Genomic DNA, 18,868 nt, shown 5'->3' with positions numbered 1-18,868 from the left:
TTTGGCAAAATAAAATAACACACTATTTTGTACTAAATTATAAAAAGTATTAAATGTTAACTTTTATATTACTAATTTATCATAAATACAAGTATTTATTTGATAATATATACTTAAACATTTCTTAATACTAAATGATAATTTTATGCCTGATAAGCCTTTAAAAACGGCACATTACCACAAATTATGAAACTAAAAAAAGCTCCTCTTAGCAGAGGAGCTTTCTAGTAAAAAAGTATTCTAAAATTATTTTGTAAATAGCAGTTCACGGTATTTGGTCAGTGTCCAAATTTCATTATCGACCAATAATTCTAATTTATCACAATGATTTCTGATGATTTCAAAGTAAGGCTTTACATTGTTACAATACGCCTCTGCCATTGCTTGGGCATCAGTCAATGTGTTTGCTGCTCGTCTCTCATTTGTCATCTCCTCAACTTTTGAATTGATTCCTTCAATATGACCTGAAATTTCCTTGATCAAGATAATTTGCTCTTTAGCGATGGTTTCAAATTCTGCTCCAAAAATATCTTTCAATCCTTTCACATTAGTTATTAATGTATTCTGATAACGAATTGCCGTTGGTATGACGTGGTTTTTAGAAATATCACCTAAAACTCTTCCTTCTATTTGAATTTTCTTAGTGTATTCTTCTAATTCGATCTCGTAGCGCGCTTCAACTTCAACATGGTTCATGATGTTTAACTCTGAGAACAAGTCGAGAGATTGCTTAGAAATTCTGGCTTTTAAAGCTTCGGGCGTAGTTTTAAAATTACTCAACCCACGTATTTTTGCTTCAACTTCCCACTCTTCGCTATAACCATCGCCTTCAAAAAGAACTTTTTTAGATTGCTTGATGTACTCGCGCAACACATTAAAAATCGCATCATCTTTTTTCATGTCTTTCGAATCGATTAGCGCATCAACCTCAACTTTAAAGTCGCGCAACTGCTTGGCAACAATAGCATTTAAGGTAGTCATTGCATTTGAACAATTGGCCATTGATCCTACTGCTCTAAATTCAAATTTATTTCCTGTGAAAGCAAACGGAGAAGTTCTGTTTCTGTCTGTGTTATCTAAAAGTACATCTGGGATTTTACCAACTACATTAAGTTTTAATTCTGTTTTTTCCTCTGGTGATAATTTACCTGCGGTAACACCCTCTAACTCGGCCAAAACTTTAGTCAATTGTTCGCCTATAAAAACCGAAATTATGGCTGGTGGAGCTTCATTAGCGCCAAGCCTATGATCATTACTAGCTGATGCAATAGCGGCTCTTAGCAAAGATTCGTTATCGTTAACCGCTTTTATTGTATTTATAAAAAAAGTTAAAAACTGTAGGTTACTCATTGGTGTTTTACTCGGACTCAATAAATTAACTCCTGTATCAGTAGCCAAAGACCAATTGTTATGTTTACCGGAACCGTTTACACCTTTGAATGGTTTTTCGTGGAACAACACCATCAAATCATGACGTTCAGCGACTTTTTGCATCACATCCATTAACAAACAGTTGTGGTCTACGGCAAGATTAGTTTCTTCAAAAATAGGAGCCAATTCAAATTGATTAGGCGCTACTTCGTTATGTCTGGTTTTAACTGGAATACCGAGTAACATGCATTCTTGCTCCAAATCTCTCATATACGTAAGAGCTCGCGTTGGAATCGATCCAAAATAATGATCGTCTAGCTGCTGTCCTTTGGCAGATGTGTGACCTAAAAGTGTTCGTCCGGTCATAATCAAATCAGGACGCGAATTGGCTAATGCACGGTCAATAAGAAAATATTCTTGTTCCCAACCTAAAGTGGCAGTTACTTTTTTTACATTTTTATCAAAATATTTACAAACCTCAGTAGCAGCTTCATCCATAACCATAAGCGCACGAAGTAATGGCGTTTTATAATCTAGAGCTTCACCCGTATAAGAAATAAAAACAGTTGGAATACATAAGGTTGTTCCAAAAATAAACGCCGGAGAAGTAGGATCCCAAGCAGTATAGCCTCGCGCTTCAAAAGTATTTCGAATACCACCATTCGGAAAACTAGAAGCGTCAGGCTCTTGTTGAACCAATTGCGCACCACCAAATTTTTCTACCGGATCACTACCATCAAACGAAGTTTCAAAAAAAGCATCATGTTTTTCAGCAGTTGTTCCTGTCAAAGGCTGAAACCAATGCGTGTAATGTGTCACACCTTTTGAAAGCGCCCATTCTTTCATTCCCATGGCAATATAATCTGCTAGTTTGCGATCAATTTTAGTACCATGTTGCACTGCATTTTGTATTCCTTTTAAAGCGTCTGAGGTTAAAAATTGTCTCATGGCTTTGTCATTAAATACATTCGAACCAAAAATGACTGATTTCCTATCCGTCTCTTCAATGTGAATAGGCTTTCTAGTTGCTGCTTCTCTTAAAGCTTGAAAACGTAATGTTGGCATGTTGTTCTTATTTAAATTAGTATTCCTGATTTTGATAAAGGTCAAATATAAGCAATTTCGTTTAAAAATTAAATTCAGCATTTGTAGAATTCTATTTTTAACCCCTATAAAAATACCAATACACAGCATTACCCCTATCAAAAATTAGCATTTTAAAAAAATAACACATTAAATAACAAAAACAACCCCCTAAATTTTATGGTTAAAAAAATTATTTTACTTTTGTACTATTAATAATCACGAAGTAATTTAAATTGTCATGGCGAAAATAAAATTAGAGTACATTTGGTTAGACGGTTATGAACCAACACAGAATCTTAGAAGTAAAACAAAAGTTGAAGAGCATGAAAACTTTCAAGGAACTTTAGAAGAACTTGGAAATTGGTCTTTTGATGGTTCATCTACTAGACAAGCCGAAGGTGGTTCGTCTGATTGTTTACTAGTTCCAGTAGCAATTTATCCAGATCCTACTCGTATCAATGGTTATTTAGTAATGACAGAGGTTATGAATGCAGATGGAACTCCACATCCTTCAAACGGAAGAGCTACTATTGATGATGATGGTGATTTTTGGTTCGGATTTGAGCAAGAGTACTTTATTATGGATACCAAAACACTTTTACCTCTTGGTTTCCCAATTGGAGGTTATCCAGCACCACAAGGAATGTACTACTGTTCAGTTGGTGGAAAAAATACGCACGGAAGAAAATTAGTTGAAGAGCATGCTGATCTTTGTATTGCTGCAGGAATTAATTTTGAAGGAATCAACCAAGAAGTTGCTTGCGGACAATGGGAATTTCAATTATTTGCAAAAGGAGCTAAAAAAGCAGGTGACGAAATTTGGGTGGCGCGCTACTTACTAGATCGTTTGACTGAAAAATACGGATATTATATTGAATACCACCCAAAACCACTTGGAGATACTGATTGGAATGGTTCTGGTATGCATGCCAACTTCTCTAACGAAGTTTTAAGAACATGTGGGTCTCAAGAAACTTACGAAAAAATTTGTGAAGCTTTCAGACCTGTAACTGCAGAGCACATTGCGGTTTATGGAGCTTACAACGACCAACGTTTAACTGGAAAACACGAAACAGCTTCAATCAACGATTTCTCTTATGGAGTATCTGATAGAGGATGTTCAATCCGTATTCCTTTGATGACTGTTCAAAAAGGTTGGAAAGGATGGCTTGAAGATCGTAGACCAGCTTCAAACGGTGACCCATACAAAATTGCAGCTAGAATTATCAAAACAGTAAACTCTGCTTTATAATTTTGAACACTATATTTTTTTGAATTAAAATGCCTTCACGAGTGAAGGCATTTTTTTTACAACGTTAAAAATTTAGGAATTCAACTTTATCTTGAATACACTTCCTCTTTCAAGATTCTCGAGCTATCTTTGTACTACATTTTAAAATAAAACTTATGATTGTTTGGATCTCTTTTTTAGCTGCAGTTCTCGTTTTTCTAGCATTAGACTTGGGAGTATTTAATAAAAACCCACATATCATTAGCTCAAAAGAAGCTGGGAAATGGACTGGAATATGGGTTACCTTATCATTCCTTTTCTCTGGTGTTGTTTACTGGCTTTATACTACAAATTACATTGCCAATCCAGATGCACTCAAACCTAGTGCTGCTGCAATAAAATTTATCACAGGCTATTTAATCGAACTTTCGTTAAGTATTGACAACATTTTTGTGATAGCTATTATTTTTGCAGCTTTCAAAATTCCACAAAAATACCAACACCGTGTATTGTTTTGGGGCATACTTGGAGCCATTATTTTTAGAGGTTTAATGATCTTTTTTGGAGTAATGCTGATCAATAAGTTTTCATGGATGACCTACATATTTGGCGCATTCTTGATTTACACCGCAATGAAAATGTTGTTTAGCGGCGAGGACGAACAATTTCAACCCAAGAAATCATTCGTTTACAAGAGTCTTAAAAAAATAATACCTATTTCGAACCATATCGATCAGGAACATTTTTTTGTAAAAAGAAGACACATTACTGCTGCAACCCCACTTTTTGTAGCTCTGGTTGTCATAGAGGTGATGGATGTTGTTTTTGCAATTGATAGCGTACCGGCTATTTTAGCTATTACCAATGATCCTTTTTTAGTTTTTAGTTCAAATATCTTTGCTATTTTAGGATTACGTTCGATGTATTTCTTCCTAGCCAACATGCTAGCTAAATTTAGCTACTTAGAATACAGCTTAATTGCAATATTGAGTTTTGTGGGTGTTAAAATGATTGCACATGATTTTATAAAATTACCTGAATGGGTTTCGTTAGCTTTTATAGCAGTAGCTTTAGGCGTAGGGATAATTGTTTCGCTACAAAAAGCAAAACAATCAGAGTAACAACAAAAAAAGGAAATCGATAGATTTCCTTTTTTCTTATGACTGTAATATGAATTACAAATTGATCTTTTTAACATCGGCTTGCGACACCTTCAGAGCCGATAATACCGCACTCATATTATTTTTATCTATAGTTTTTGCAAACCCATCTGGAATAATTACAATTTTAAAAGTTTGATTTTGTGTCCAATCTGATGACAAAGTATTCAAATCAAAATTAGCTGTAAGGTAAATATCAACATAAGACCTAGTATACTCAACGTTAAAATCTAATTCATCTCCTCCAGAGAAATAATAGGTTTGCGCCATTAATTTCCAAACTTTTTGCCCATTTACTACGTCATACAAGTGATATACTAGAACAGAATCCGAAGAATATATTGGCGGATCAAAAACCACTCGTTTTTCGTAATTATTTAATCTGTTAAATGAAGTGTTTACTTCAAATACTTCTGTTCTTGGCGCATCAGTCTCATCATATATTTCTGTAACTTCGCAGCTTTGCAGTGTCATCATCCCGATGAAAACCAACAGTAAGGTAATTTTTTTCATGATTTATAAGTTTTTATTGTTAGTGTTTTAAAGGAGTATTCACGAACTATGCCAAACTTTTTTGTTTCAATTAAACCGCTTTAAAAAAATGGATACAAAACTCAAATTATATATGATTATGCTAGGCTGCAAGCCGGATGGACGATTTACGGAACAGCACGATATTTTTTTTGGAATAGGAACTTCACTCAAAGATTTAGTTCCTCAAATGAAAGCTTTTTGGCCTGAAGCTAAAGGCAAAATTCATATTGATGCTTGGCGCGAAGTGACTCAAGTAAATAATCACCACATTGAAATTGTGCCACGCGAACATAAAGATGAAAGTAGCACAGAAAAATTATTTTTTCTCAATTTGGGTGGTTACAAAGAAAATGACTTTGAAGAATACCATTACAAGATACTTGCAGTTTCCAAAACCTTAGGATTGGCAACACGAAAATCGAAAACCACCGCCTTTTTTAAACATTGCGGTTTTAAAGGTGCGGAATCACATATTGATGAAAAATATGGTGTTGATGTAGATGATCGTTATCGAGTAGATGATATGCTTCCTGCAGCAACCAAATTACTTTACGGTTTGAAAATAACAAAATCAGAAACTGTTATCGAAGATGATCAGTTACATATTGGTTATGTGAAAATTAGTGGTTTAAAGTAATACTTTTATAAACTTTCTTTTACTTGACTCCACAAAAAAGGTCTTTCAGTTATTTCTGAAAGACCTTTTTTATAGAACTAAATCACAGTAATTTATGGAACCAAAACTCCATTACTTTTTAAAACGCCTTGAAAAAACAACAAATGAGTTGGTAAAGCACTCTCCCAATATTCCCAAGTATGTGCTCCCGGGCGTTCGATATATTCGTGCGGTACTTTGGCGTATACTAATCTGCGGTGCAGTTCCCTATTTGTTTCAATTAAAAAATCATCTACCCCGCAATCAATTATGGTTGGTAGTTTATTCGTTTTGATTTTATCAACCATATTCATCACTGCATTGGCAGCATACACTTCTTGAGGAGCACCAGTTGGTCCAAATACAGGCTCTAACAATTTGGTCATTCTCTCTTTGCTTTCAGGCGTAACAATGCTACCCATATCAAGCGCACCGCTCATACTCCCTACAGCACTATACAATTCAGGATGTTTTGTTGAAAGATACATAGCGCCGTGTCCTCCCATTGACAAGCCAGAAATTACCCGACCTTTTTTATCTGCTACTGTTCTGTAAGTTTGATCTATTTTTTGAACTACTTCTTTGGTGATATAAGTTTCAAATTGACTTCCTTTATTAACTGGACTATCTAAGTAAAAACTAAAGGTTTCTCCTTCAGGCATAACGATGATAATGTTATACTTGTCGGCTAAATTATGCACTAGCATTTTATCTGGAGTTTTAGATAGCCAATCATTAAAATGTCCATAGGCACCGTGTAGCAAATACAAAACTGGGTAATTACTTTTGCTTTTTGCGTACGAATTAGGTAAAACTACAGCAGCCTTGTAGGTTTTACTCATAGCAACACTCGGAATTTGCAATGTATCTACTTTCGCGGCATACATATTCATTGTTCCTACTAACAAGCAGAAAACCAGTAATAATTGAGATTTTTTCATAGTTATAAAGTTTAATGTGTAAATATAACACATTACTTTTATTCGACTTAGATATCCACAAAACAAACAAAGGTCTTTCTGTGAAGAAAGACCTTTGAATTATTATTGCAATTAAGCTTGGCTTAAATTAAATTTTATTTGATAAAATACCACCCAAAAGCGGGATAAGCAACTCACACACTTTTTACTTTGCAAAAAGTGATTCTCTGCTTACATATTTCTGCGGTACTGTCCGCCCACTTCAAACAAAGCTGCTGTAATTTGCCCAAGTGAACATACTTTAGTTGCTTCCATCAAATGTTCAAATAAATTTTGGTTTTTAATGGCTGCTTCTTGAATGCTGTTCAATTGTTCATTTACTTTATCTTGATTTGATTGGTGAAGATTATTCAACATATCAATTTGATATTGTTTTTCTTCTTCAGTAGCACGAATTACTTCGGCAGGTATTACAGTCGGAGAACCTTTTGAACTCAAGAACGTATTTACTCCCACAATTGGGAATTCACCTGTATGTTTCAGGGTTTCGTAATACAAACTTTCTTCTTGAATTTTACTGCGTTGGTACATTGTTTCCATAGCACCAAGAACGCCTCCACGCTCTGTAATTCGGTCAAATTCTAACAATACTGCAGCCTCAACAAGATCAGTCAATTCTTCAATTATAAAAGCACCTTGAATAGGGTTTTCGTTTTTGGCTAAACCTAATTCTTTATTGATGATTAATTGAATAGCCATCGCACGACGCACTGATTCTTCTGTAGGTGTAGTAATCGCTTCGTCATACGCATTGGTATGCAATGAGTTACAATTATCATAAATCGCATACAAAGCTTGCAAGGTAGTACGAATATCGTTGAAATCAATTTCTTGTGCGTGCAATGAACGTCCTGAAGTTTGAATGTGGTATTTCAACATTTGTGCTCTCTCGTTCGCTCCGTATTTGTTTTTCATGGCTTTCGCCCAAATTTTACGCGCTACACGACCAATTACTGCATATTCTGGATCGACACCATTTGAGAAGAAAAACGATAAGTTTGGTCCAAAATCATTAATATTCATTCCGCGACTCAAGTAGTATTCTACGTAAGTGAATCCGTTAGACAAGGTAAATGCCAATTGCGTAATTGGATTTGCCCCAGCCTCAGCGATGTGATATCCTGAAATTGAAACCGAGTAAAAATTACGAACGTTTTTGGCAATAAAATATTCTTGAACATCACCCATTAATCGGAGTGCAAATTCAGTAGAGAAGATACAAGTGTTTTGTGCTTGATCTTCTTTCAAAATATCTGCTTGAACAGTTCCACGAACTTGTGATAAAGTTCTTGCTTTAATTTCGTTATACACATTTTGTGGTAAAACCTGATCACCAGTAACACCTAAAAGCATTAATCCCAAACCATCATTACCAACTGGCAATTCGCCTTGATATTTCGGTCTTGCTACACCTTTTTCTTTGTAAATCGCTTCAATTTTAGCAGTAACCTCAGCTTCTAAATCATTGGCTTTGATGTACAATTCACACTGCTGATCAATAGCTGCATTCATAAAAAACCCAAGCAACATAGGTGCTGGTCCGTTAATGGTCATACTTACTGATGTCATCGCATGAACCAAATCAAAACCAGAATATAATTTTTTAGCATCGTCAAGACAACAGATCGATACTCCTGCATTTCCAATTTTTCCGTAAATATCAGGACGCACATGAGGATCATTACCGTACAATGTCACACTATCAAAAGCAGTAGACAAACGTTTTGCAGGTAATCCCGCACTCACATAATGAAAACGCTTGTTGGTTCTTTCAGGTCCACCTTCTCCGGCAAACATACGCGATGGATCTTCGCCTTCACGTTTAAAAGGATACAATCCGGCAGCGAAAGGGAATTCACCTGGTACATTTTCTTGCAACGACCAACGCAAAATATCACCCCAAGCTTGGTACTTTGGCAAAGCAATTTTTGGTATTTGCGTGTGCGATAACGACTCTGTATGCGTAGCCATTTTAATTTCGCGGTCACGCACCTTAAAGGTATAAACGGGATTTTTGTATTTATCTACTTTCTCTTTCCATGTTAAAATGATTTCCCAGTTGTAAGGGTCTAAATTCATTTTTACACGATCAAATTCTTTCAATAACAACTGTAAAAACAATTGCGATTCTGGCTGACTGCTAAGAATAAATGAGTCGTCAATTCCGGCTTTGTTTAAAACTAAAGTCGTATTCGAAACTGACTCTACCGTTTTGTAAATACCGTATAATTTTTGAGCAACCTCTACTTGAGTAAGAGCAGTTTCGTCATATTTTCGGTTATTTTCGGCAATTTCAGAAAGGTAACGCGTACGATGTGGCGGAATTACGAAAATTTTCTCACTCATTTCGCGCGTAATCTGGAAGGTCGATTTTAAGTCTGAATTTGTTTTTTCGTCTACTTTGTCCATGATGGCTTTGTAGAGCGTATTCATTCCTGGATCATTAAATTGCGAAGCAATAGTTCCAAAAACTGGTAGCGAATCTAAATCCGCATCCCATAAATTATGGTTGCGCTGGTATTGTTTTTTAACATCGCGTAACGCATCAAGTGAACCTCGTTTGTCGAATTTATTGATTGCTACTAAATCAGCAAAATCAAGCATGTCAATTTTTTCTAATTGTGTAGCTGCACCAAATTCCGGTGTCATTACATATAAAGACACATCAGAGTGGTCCATGATTTCAGTATCAGACTGCCCGATTCCTGAAGTTTCTAAAATAATAATATCATAGTTGGCTGCTTTGATTACTTGAATCGCATCGGCAACGTATTTTGATAAAGCCAAATTAGATTGACGTGTAGCCAAAGAGCGCATGTACACACGAGGATTGTTTATGGCGTTCATACGGATACGATCGCCTAAAAGTGCACCACCTGTTTTTCTTTTTGATGGGTCAACAGAAATTAAACCGATTGTTTTTTCAGGAAAATCAATCAAGAAACGACGCACTAATTCATCAACCAAAGATGATTTACCAGCACCACCTGTACCAGTGATTCCTAAAACGGGAGTCGTACTATTTGCATTTTTTTCTTGAATTGCTTCTAAAGTTTTAGCGGCAACTTCAGGGAAATTTTCGGCTGCAGAGATAATACGCGCTAATGCTGTTGGGTTTTTAGACTCTAATTGTTCCAACTCATTAGTCAATTGATTTCCTGTTGGGAAATCAGCTTTTTGAACCAAATCATTAATCATTCCTTGTAATCCCATGGCACGCCCATCATCAGGTGCGTAAATACGAGTGATTCCGTAAGCTTGTAATTCTGCAATTTCAGAAGGCAGGATCACACCGCCACCACCACCAAATATTTTTATTTGACCCGCCCCTTTTTCTTGAAGTAAGTCATACATGTATTTAAAATACTCATTGTGACCACCTTGATAAGAGGTAATGGCAATAGCATTTGCATCTTCTTGAATGGCAGTATTCACCACCTCTTCAACACTGCGGTCGTGACCTAAGTGAATCACTTCGACACCGGTAGATTGGATAATTCGGCGCATGATATTGATTGCTGCATCATGGCCATCAAAAAGAGCTGCTGCCGTTACAATTCTTACTTTATTGTTAGGGATATATGGTATTTGTTGTTCCATTTTATGAATATGATAATTTAAGCCTGCAATTTACAATTTTATTTTAAAAAACTATTTGAAGTTGGATGATGTTATTCACAATCGAAGCAAAAAATAGCTATTCTAGCCCCGATTGCAGCGGCATCCCTCGCTTTTTTTGGGAGCGAGGATACAGCGGAAAGCGGGAGAAGCCGTGATTTGAAAACAAAAACGCCTGCTCCTTGTCAATAATTGGCTTTGTTTTTGCAATTGTTGTATTTTTACCAATGGCAGATGGCCAATTAATGTAACCGATTCTTTTTATGAAAAAAATTATAGTTTTAGCAGTCGCACTTTCTTTATCGAGTTGTGCCGAAATGCAGCAAGTGATGAGTCAATTTCCGCAAACACAAGGTATAGGCGGCGTGGATATTGCGGGCGGATTAAAAGAAGCGTTGAACAACGGAATTTCGAAACAAGTAAGCAAATTAACAGCAACTGACGGGTTTTATCGCAATGAGGCCGTGAAGATTTTACTACCTACTGAATTGAGAAAAGTAGATGCAGGCTTGCGCAAAATTGGATTAAGTTCCTTGGCTGATGAAGGTTTAAAAGTTTTGAATCGTGCAGCAGAAGATGCCGTGAAGCAAGCAACTCCAATTTTCGTAGACGCGGTGCGCAATATGAGTTTTGCCGATGCTAAAACTATTTTATTGGGCAACCAAATCGCAGCAACCACCTATTTACAGAACAGCACGAGTACGGCTTTGTATGGAAAATTCAATCCGGTTATTAAAAATTCATTTACCAAAGTAGGCGCTGATAAAGTTTGGGCTAATATTATCACAAAATACAACAGCATCCCGCTTGTGAACAAAGTGAATCCTGATTTGACAGATTATGTGACTAATCAAGCTTTGAATGGCGTATTTAAAATGGTGGCCGTTGAGGAGCAAAACATTAGAACCAACTTAAGTGCACGAACTTCTGTTTTGTTGCAGCGTGTATTTGCCATGCAAGACAAAAAATAACTAGTCCACTTTTTTAAAACATATTTGGTTGCCTCAGCGATTTTTTAAATGAATTGATTTGGTTATTTTTGATACAAATTACTGAATTCCAGTTATAACAACAATTCAAATGCAAAAAATTACCTTACTCATACATTGCAAAGACCAAAAAGGTATCATTGCTGCTGTAACCAATTACATTGCCAGTATTGACGGCAATATTGTGTACTTAGACCAACACGTAGACGAGGACGAAGATGTTTTTTTTATGCGCATTGAATGCGAGTTTAAAAATCCGAAAAATGATTTGAAGGCGCTAGAAGCAGATTTTGAGCAACAATTGGCAGCGCCTTTCGAAATGACTTGGCAATTGTTTACCCAAGAACAAAAACCGAAGATGGCAATTTTTGTCTCCAAATACGATCATTGTTTGTATGATGTTTTGGGTCGTTACCGAACTAATGAATTACCACTTGAGATTTGTGTAATAATCAGCAATCATAGGGATTTAGAACCCGTTGCGCAACAATTTGGGATTCCGTTTCACCATGTACCTTTTACCAAAGAAATAAAAGAACAAGGCGAACAGCAACAGCTAGCAATACTCCACAAATACGAGATTGATTTCATTGTTTTGGCGCGTTACATGCAAATAATAACTCCAAACTTGATTGCGCGTTACAAAAACAGAATTATCAATATACACCATTCATTTTTGCCTGCTTTTCCTGGTGCCAAGCCGTATCATTCTGCTTTTAAACGTGGTGTAAAAATCATAGGCGCTACAAGTCATTATGTGACCGAAGCCTTAGACGAAGGACCAATTATTGAGCAAGATATTGCACGCGTATCGCACAGCCATTCTATTGAAGATTTTATAACTAAAGGTCGTGATGTAGAGCGAATGGTATTAGCAAGAGCGATCAAACTTCATGCAGAGCACAAGACGATGGTGTACAATAATAAGACAGTTGTTTTTCTATAATTAAAAAACAAAACTCTGATAGTCAGTTTTTTAATCATTAAAAAAACTTAATCACAAAGCGTCTTAAAATCTTAACTTATGGTTCGCAAAGTAATAACAAAATCTTAACAACGATATCTCAACTTGTTGCCGACCTTTGTAGTGTAATAAACTGGTTATTTATTATTTTGGTTTTGGTTAGTTAAAGATTTGCTCGCACAACTTGTGCGGGCATTTTTTTTAGTGGGCTGTTTTAAGGAAAGAAAGCACCACCTCATTAAAAATATTGGGTTGCTCCACGTTTACGACATGTCCTGAATTTTGAACGACAAAAAGTTTAGAAGACTTGTAATGGCTTTGAACTACTTGACGAACGGAAGGTAAAAACATATAATCCTCCTCGCCCATTACGTAAAGCGTTGGGATATTCAATTCAACTTGACGGAACCATTTGAGTACCGGATTTATTTCGGCCGTTAGCTTGAACCATTTAATAAATTCTTTTTGATACAATTTTTTGGCCTCATTGATAAAAAGTAGTCGCGATTGTTTGTGACTTTTTTTCGGCATGATTACAAAGGCAAAAAATTGATACAAAACCAAATATGGTAGCACATATTTGAACATATTACCCAAGCGCATCAAAACTTGCGAACGAAAATTCATTTTTAAAATAGCGCCTCCTAAAATCATACTTTGTACACGTTCCGGATACATTTCGGCTAATTGTCTAATTAAAATAGTACCAAGCGATATGCCAACAAAATGTGATTTCTTGATTTGTAAATGGTCTAAGACTTCAAGTATGTCATTTGCCAGAGCAGAAAAGGTATACTTTTGTTTGAAGGCCGTTTTTAAAGTTGTTTTTGATTCTCCGTGTCCGCGAAGATCTAATAGTAAAACGTTGTACTGCTTTTTAAAATCTCTAATTTGTTTGAACCAAATAGACGAACTCCCTCCTGCACCATGTACAAAAGTAACCCACTGGTCAGTTGAAGCATTGCTATATATGGTGTAACTAATCACGTGTTTTTTTTGGTAAAAATAACACATTAAATCGAAATCTCAATCTTAACAAAAAATATTACGAATTTTATAAAAGTAAGCCTTAAATTTGCAAAAAAATTGCACCCATGAAAGGATTATTGAAAGAGAAGCGTGAAATAGAAAAACTCATTGAAGAATACCAGTTCTTAGCAACTGTAAATTTTGACCTCTCCAAAATTGAACTGGAATCAAGTATATACCACGAAGAATGTGAACTATAGATTTTGGTGTAACTTTATAAAATAATCAAACGCTTTAAGCAACCTGCTGCCGTACCAAGAAAACATCTCGCCATCTACAAATATTGTTTTGGCGTGGTGCGTATGTACGCCAATTTCAAAAGCATGTTGCTCTGTAAAAGGAAACGGCTCCGATGACAAAAACACGATGGCAGGATCGCCTTCTGCACGAATTTTACTGATTTCTACTTCGGGGTAACGACCTCTGCCTTCATAAATATTTTCAAAATGATTTAACTTTAATAATTCATTTATAAAGTTAGATCCACCGGCTACCATGTAAGGATCTTTCCAGATGAAGTAAGCCACCTTTTTGATTGGTTTATCAGCAATGAAATTTTTAAAGTTTGCCAAAGCAAATTTTAACTTATCGTTCCATTTTTGAGCTTCGGTACGGGCATTGAAAAGTTGCCCGAAATCAGTAATCATTTGCAAATTGTCCTCGATTGTGCAAATATCTGTAACCCAAACGGTGGCAATTTTCCGTAATTCGGTCACCATCTCTTCGGTATTTTCCTCTTTGTTACAAATAATAATATCGGGTTGCAAAAGTTTTATTTTTTCGAAATGAACTTTTTTTGTACCACCAACAATTTTTTTAGTTGATTTAAAATGATACGGATGCACGCAAAATTTGGTTATCCCAACAATTTTTTCCTCTAACCCCAACTCATACAATAATTCTGTTTGCGAGGGCACAAGTGAAATAATGCGCTGCGGAGCGGATTCAAAAGAATGTGTAATCCCGAGTTGGTCAGTGTATGTTTTCATTAAAAATCAAGAAAATAAAAAAATTAAAAGTGCAATTACTGCTTAGTTCGAAAATTTAGCTTCTAAAATCACTTGCATTTCTTTCTGCATTTTAAGCGCTTCTGCACGTGCTTTGTCTGCAAAATCAAGTTCGTTAGATGCATAAATAATCGCTCGAGAAGAATTTATTAGCAATCCTACTTGATCATTCATTCCGTGTGCGCACACTTCAGCTAGGTTGCCTCCTTGCGCACCTACTCCTGGAACCAATAAAAAACTATCAGGAACAATTTTTCGAATTTCTGAAAAATAAGTGGCCTTTGTAGCACCCACCACATACATTAGATTTTTGCTGTTGGTCCAATTCTTAGAAATTTCTAGAACTTGTTGGTACAATTCTGCTTCAGGAAGTTTTTCAGATTTAGATTTCAAAGTTTGAAAATCAAATGCACCCGTATTTGAAGTCAAGGCCAAAAGTATAGTATGCTTGTTTTCAAAAGCCAAAAAAGGCTCGACAGAGTCTTTACCCATATAAGGAGCCACGGTAACACTATCAAAATTTAAATCTTCAAAAAATGCCTTGGCATACATAGAAGAGGTATTTCCAATATCGCCCCGTTTAGCATCAGCAATGGTAAATAGATCCGGATAATTCTCGTTGATGTAATTGATTGTTTTTTGAAGTGAAATCCAACCCTTGATTCCGTAAGCTTCGTAAAAAGCCGTGTTTGGCTTGTAGGATACTGCCAAATCGTGGGTTGCATCAATAATAGCTTTGTTAAACTCAAAAATAGGATCTTCAAGTGCTAATATATGTTGCGGAATTTTAGTCAAATCGACATCTAAACCAACGCAAAGAAAGGATTTTTTGAGTTGAATTTGTTCAAATAATTGTTGTGTAGTCATGTTGTTGTAGTTGTGCTGCAAAACTACAAACAAAGGAGCAAAATTTGCTAGTGTAGGGTGATAAAAAACAAAGCTAGTCAAAAAACATTTTCCGGAAAGAATAAAATAATTCAAGGAGTTACAATCTAATGAAGTGAATCAGATAAAAAATAGTATTAACATTACAAAAAAAATAATAAAATTAACTATTGTTTATTCTTTAGGAAAATAAGTAAATCAAACATGTCCTAAAAAAACACACCTCTAATCATCTCATAATCAAAAACAAAATACAATATTGCAACTAAATTAGTTGTTATTACGAACCCTCTCTCAATGTGTACATACTAAGAACTTTTTTTTGTGTCGAACAACATTATTGTTAAAAGAACAGTTTTCATATCTTTACTACATTAAACAACAATTTTTATGAAAGTATATTTAAAATTCGATTATGTACAATTGACAAAAAAAATTGTTCAAGATAGACTGACTGAGCTGGGTTATAAATTTAATATTATCGGATTCGGAGAATTTAATTTTTTAGAAAAAGTACCTACCGCTAAAATGGACGAACTCACTAGCGTTTTTAGAGAATACGGTATTGATATTGTAGAAAATCAAAAAAGCGTTTTGGTTCAAAAGATTAAAGATGCCATTATTGAGATGGTGCACAGCGAAAAACCATTGCAAGTAAAAAGTTCGGTTTACATAGCTGATAAACTAAATTTGAGCTATGCCTATTTATCAAATGTTTTTTCGGAGGTTACGTATACTTCTATTGAAAACTTTATTATCATCCAAAAAATTGAATTGGCCAAACAGCTGATGATTAATACTCCTATGAATTTAACTGAAATTTCGATTCAACTGAATTATTCAAGTGTGGCTCACCTTAGTACGCAATTCAAACACACAACGGGCATGACACCCTCTGCCTTTCAAAAAATTATTCAAAAACGTAGAGCTTTAAGTACGAAAAACTCAATTTAAACAAAACAACGATGAATACTGACTTTATAAATATATGCCTTGCTGATGATGACGAAGACGACAGATTGTTTTTTACTGACGCATTCGAAGAACTCAAAATGAAAACCAATGTAATGACATTTAACGACGGTGTGGAGCTAATGGACTACTTGAATCACGGAGATTCTATTTTGCCAAATGTGTTGTTTTTAGATTTGAATATGCCCAAGAAAAACGGCGTAGAATGTTTACTTGAGATCAAGCAGAACGAAAAACTAAGTGATATCGCAATTGCAATTTACTCTACCTCATCATCCGAAGAGCATATCGAAGAGACTTTTGTAAATGGAGCCAATATCTATATCAAAAAACCGAGCGACTTTGAAGATCTTAAAAAAATTCTATCCGAAGTAGTAACAATAAATTGGCAATACCACACTTCAGGATTAAACAAGGACAATTTTTTAATGCGTCTATAAAATGAAATACATTCAAATTCATAAATCACCCCTATTTTTAAAAATAATTTTTATTGTTTCAGTAGCAGTAATTTTTTTTATTGGTGGTATTACTTTTAAGCACATCACTGTTTTAAAAAAATCATCCCACTTTGTTACTAATAGTCATGCGGTGAATACTGAATTAGAACGTTTAATGTCATACATGAAAGATGCCGAAACTGGGCAACGAGGATATTTATTATCTAAAGACACCGCATTTTTAACACCTTACAATAATTCGAAAGAACTGATTAAAAATTCATTCAACGAATTATCAAAACTCACCAAAAACAGTCGAACGCAACAAGCCAATTTAAAGAAACTTCTTTTTTACATCAATAAAAAACAAAATTACCTTTCGAAAAACATTTATATTACCCAGCAAAAAAACTACAAAGAAGCAGATTTAAGTTACAACTTAACCATAGGTAGACAAGCCATGGACTCTATTCGTAAAAAAATAGACGAAATGATTACTACTCAGAAAATCCTTTTAACCAATAGACAACAGGATTATGATTCAACAATGAGTTATACGCCATTGTTAATATATCTTACATTACTTGTTACCTTAGTTTTGATCACCATTGCTTTTGTTAAAATGAATCGTGACTTAGTATTACTTAAAAACACCATTAATACTTTGACCGTAGCCAATGAAGCCAGCAATTTAGCTGAAATTGTGGGCGGATTTGGTAGCTGGCAATATAACATTGATAGCGGTAAATTTGCTTTTTCTGATAATGAATACCGCCTTTTGGGTTGTGCACCACAATCTTTTGAAGCTAGCTCCGAGGAATTTTATAAATTTGTTCACCCAGAAGATTTACAATATGTAATTGAAAATTCTAAAAGCGTTCAAGAAAAAACTAATTTAAGTCCCTTTACCTATCGCGTCATTCGTAAGGATGGAGAAATTCGATATTTTAGAGCATCCGGACGTGTAGTTACTGTAGCATCCGGGGAGCGCACCCATATTGGTACTACTAGCGATGTTACGGAACAAGTATACGCACAAAATTTTATTGAAGAAAGAAACAGAGAACTTGAAAACAACAATAAAGAATTAACTGCTTTTAATTATATAGCAAGTCACGATTTACAAGAGCCACTGCGCAAAATAGAAACTTTCTTATCCCGACTGATAAGTAAGGACTACGAAAATTTGTCGAAATCAGGTCAACAATATGTAACTAGCATTCAAGCATCAGCAAAACGAATGCGCTTATTAATTGAAGATTTATTGCAATTTTCACGTACCAACAAAGCTGAAAAAATCTTTGAAGAAGCCAATTTAAATGACTTATTAGATCATGTAAAACAAGAATTAGCGCAAGTAATTGAAGAGAAAAAAGGAATAATTGAAAGCGAAACACTTCCTAGTTTACACGTTATTCCTTTTCAAATTCAACAATTATTCACCAACTTGATCAATAATTCCTTGAAATACAGTAAAACTGATGTGGCGCCTACAATCACAATTAAATCTAAGCTAGTCAGTGCTTTGGACGAGGAATTGTTACCTCACAATACATTAGTTAATTACCATAAAATAAAATTTATTGATAATGGTATTGGGTTTGAGCAAGAGTATGCCAAAAAGATATTCATCCTTTTCAACCGCTTACACAACAAAAACGAATACGATGGCACTGGCATTGGGCTAGCTATTTGTAAAAAAATTGCCGAAAATCACAAAGGTTATCTTTTTGCAAAAGGAGAGTTAGGTGTGGGAGCTACTTTTACCCTATTTTTACCCGCAGTGTAAATCAAAATTTACAATGTACAATCATAACAGCAGTTCGACTTTTTAAGTCTAGCTGCTGTTTTTTTTATGGCCTTACTTGACATTTTCAAAAATTAATACTGTTGCAAATAGTTATATTATGTAACACCTTTCATGAAAAAATTCTAGTTGGAGTGAAA

General features: G+C 35.1%; 15 protein-coding genes. 8 read left to right on the top strand and 7 right to left on the bottom strand.

The window, feature by feature from the left end; translation table 11 throughout:
* Window positions 1-246: 246 nt before the first annotated feature.
* Window positions 247-2,436, bottom strand: a complete 2,190-nt coding sequence (locus G9Q29_RS10570) for a glutamine synthetase III family protein (RefSeq protein WP_166136862.1) — start codon at window positions 2,434-2,436, stop codon at window positions 247-249.
* Between the two features lie 259 nt (window positions 2,437-2,695).
* Between G9Q29_RS10570 and G9Q29_RS10565 the strand changes: the two genes are divergently transcribed.
* Both G9Q29_RS10565 and G9Q29_RS10560 read left to right on the top strand, forming a co-directional pair.
* Entirely contained in the window at window positions 2,696-3,709 is a 1,014-nt protein-coding gene (locus tag G9Q29_RS10565; protein WP_166136859.1) for a glutamine synthetase beta-grasp domain-containing protein, read from the top strand.
* Window positions 3,710-3,864: 155 nt separating this feature from the next.
* The gene (locus tag G9Q29_RS10560; RefSeq protein WP_166136856.1) at window positions 3,865-4,809 is read left to right on the top strand and encodes a TerC family protein; all 945 of its coding nucleotides are present in this window, start codon (window positions 3,865-3,867) and stop codon (window positions 4,807-4,809) included.
* A 54-nt stretch (window positions 4,810-4,863) separates the two neighbouring features.
* Here the strand turns inward: G9Q29_RS10560 and G9Q29_RS10555 are convergent, their stop codons facing one another.
* Window positions 4,864-5,361, bottom strand: a complete 498-nt coding sequence (locus tag G9Q29_RS10555) for a hypothetical protein (RefSeq protein WP_166136853.1) — start codon at window positions 5,359-5,361, stop codon at window positions 4,864-4,866.
* Window positions 5,362-5,449: 88 nt separating this feature from the next.
* Here G9Q29_RS10555 and G9Q29_RS10550 point away from each other — a divergent pair, with 88 nt between their 5' ends.
* On the top strand, window positions 5,450-6,019 hold the full coding sequence (locus G9Q29_RS10550) for a DUF1543 domain-containing protein (RefSeq protein WP_166136850.1): 570 nt from the start codon (window positions 5,450-5,452) through the stop codon (window positions 6,017-6,019).
* 92 nt (window positions 6,020-6,111) lie between these two features.
* Here the strand turns inward: G9Q29_RS10550 and G9Q29_RS10545 are convergent, their stop codons facing one another.
* Together G9Q29_RS10545 and G9Q29_RS10540 are read right to left on the bottom strand one after the other, a co-directional pair.
* Window positions 6,112-6,978: an alpha/beta hydrolase gene (locus G9Q29_RS10545; RefSeq protein WP_166136847.1), complete on the bottom strand. Its 867-nt coding sequence runs from the start codon at window positions 6,976-6,978 to the stop codon at window positions 6,112-6,114.
* 210 nt (window positions 6,979-7,188) lie between these two features.
* Window positions 7,189-10,617 carry a methylmalonyl-CoA mutase family protein gene (locus tag G9Q29_RS10540; protein WP_166136844.1) on the bottom strand — a complete coding sequence of 1,143 codons (3,429 nt, stop codon included), beginning with the start codon at window positions 10,615-10,617 and terminating at the stop codon, window positions 7,189-7,191.
* A gap of 281 nt (window positions 10,618-10,898) precedes the next feature.
* Between G9Q29_RS10540 and G9Q29_RS10535 the strand changes: the two genes are divergently transcribed.
* Window positions 10,899-11,606: a DUF4197 domain-containing protein gene (locus G9Q29_RS10535; RefSeq protein ID WP_166136841.1), complete on the top strand. Its 708-nt coding sequence runs from the start codon at window positions 10,899-10,901 to the stop codon at window positions 11,604-11,606.
* Between the two features lie 109 nt (window positions 11,607-11,715).
* Complete coding sequence (gene purU, locus G9Q29_RS10530) at window positions 11,716-12,570, top strand: formyltetrahydrofolate deformylase (protein ID WP_166136838.1); 855 nt, start codon at window positions 11,716-11,718, stop codon at window positions 12,568-12,570.
* A gap of 219 nt (window positions 12,571-12,789) precedes the next feature.
* On the opposite strand, the gene G9Q29_RS10525 is transcribed toward purU, so the two are convergent.
* The 3 genes from G9Q29_RS10525 to pyrF all read right to left on the bottom strand — a co-directional run bounded on the left by G9Q29_RS10525 (window position 12,790) and on the right by pyrF (window position 15,491).
* Window positions 12,790-13,575 (bottom strand): alpha/beta fold hydrolase, encoded by a 786-nt coding sequence (locus G9Q29_RS10525; RefSeq protein WP_166136835.1) that lies wholly within the window; start codon window positions 13,573-13,575, stop codon window positions 12,790-12,792.
* 236 nt (window positions 13,576-13,811) lie between these two features.
* Window positions 13,812-14,606, bottom strand: coding sequence for an ABC transporter substrate-binding protein (locus tag G9Q29_RS10520; RefSeq protein WP_166136832.1), 795 nt, complete (start codon window positions 14,604-14,606; stop codon window positions 13,812-13,814).
* A gap of 42 nt (window positions 14,607-14,648) precedes the next feature.
* Window positions 14,649-15,491, bottom strand: a complete 843-nt coding sequence (gene pyrF / locus G9Q29_RS10515) for an orotidine-5'-phosphate decarboxylase (RefSeq protein WP_166136829.1) — start codon at window positions 15,489-15,491, stop codon at window positions 14,649-14,651.
* A 408-nt stretch (window positions 15,492-15,899) separates the two neighbouring features.
* On the opposite strand from pyrF, the gene G9Q29_RS10510 reads away from it, so the two are divergent.
* From G9Q29_RS10510 to G9Q29_RS10500, 3 genes are read left to right on the top strand one after another with little or no spacing between them, the layout of a single operon-like run.
* Entirely contained in the window at window positions 15,900-16,463 is a 564-nt protein-coding gene (locus tag G9Q29_RS10510) for a helix-turn-helix domain-containing protein (RefSeq protein WP_166136826.1), read from the top strand.
* An 11-nt stretch (window positions 16,464-16,474) separates the two neighbouring features.
* Entirely contained in the window at window positions 16,475-16,921 is a 447-nt protein-coding gene (locus G9Q29_RS10505) for a response regulator (RefSeq protein ID WP_166136824.1), read from the top strand.
* A 1-nt stretch (window position 16,922) separates the two neighbouring features.
* On the top strand, window positions 16,923-18,710 hold the full coding sequence (locus G9Q29_RS10500; RefSeq protein ID WP_166136821.1) for a sensor histidine kinase: 1,788 nt from the start codon (window positions 16,923-16,925) through the stop codon (window positions 18,708-18,710).
* The last annotated feature ends 158 nt before the right edge of the window (window positions 18,711-18,868 follow it).

The organism is Flavobacterium turcicum, from assembly GCF_011365745.1.
GTDB classification, from domain to species: domain Bacteria; phylum Bacteroidota; class Bacteroidia; order Flavobacteriales; family Flavobacteriaceae; genus Flavobacterium; species Flavobacterium turcicum.
The sequence above is the reverse complement of the archived record's forward strand: the minus strand, read 5'-3'. Positions and strand labels throughout refer to the sequence as shown.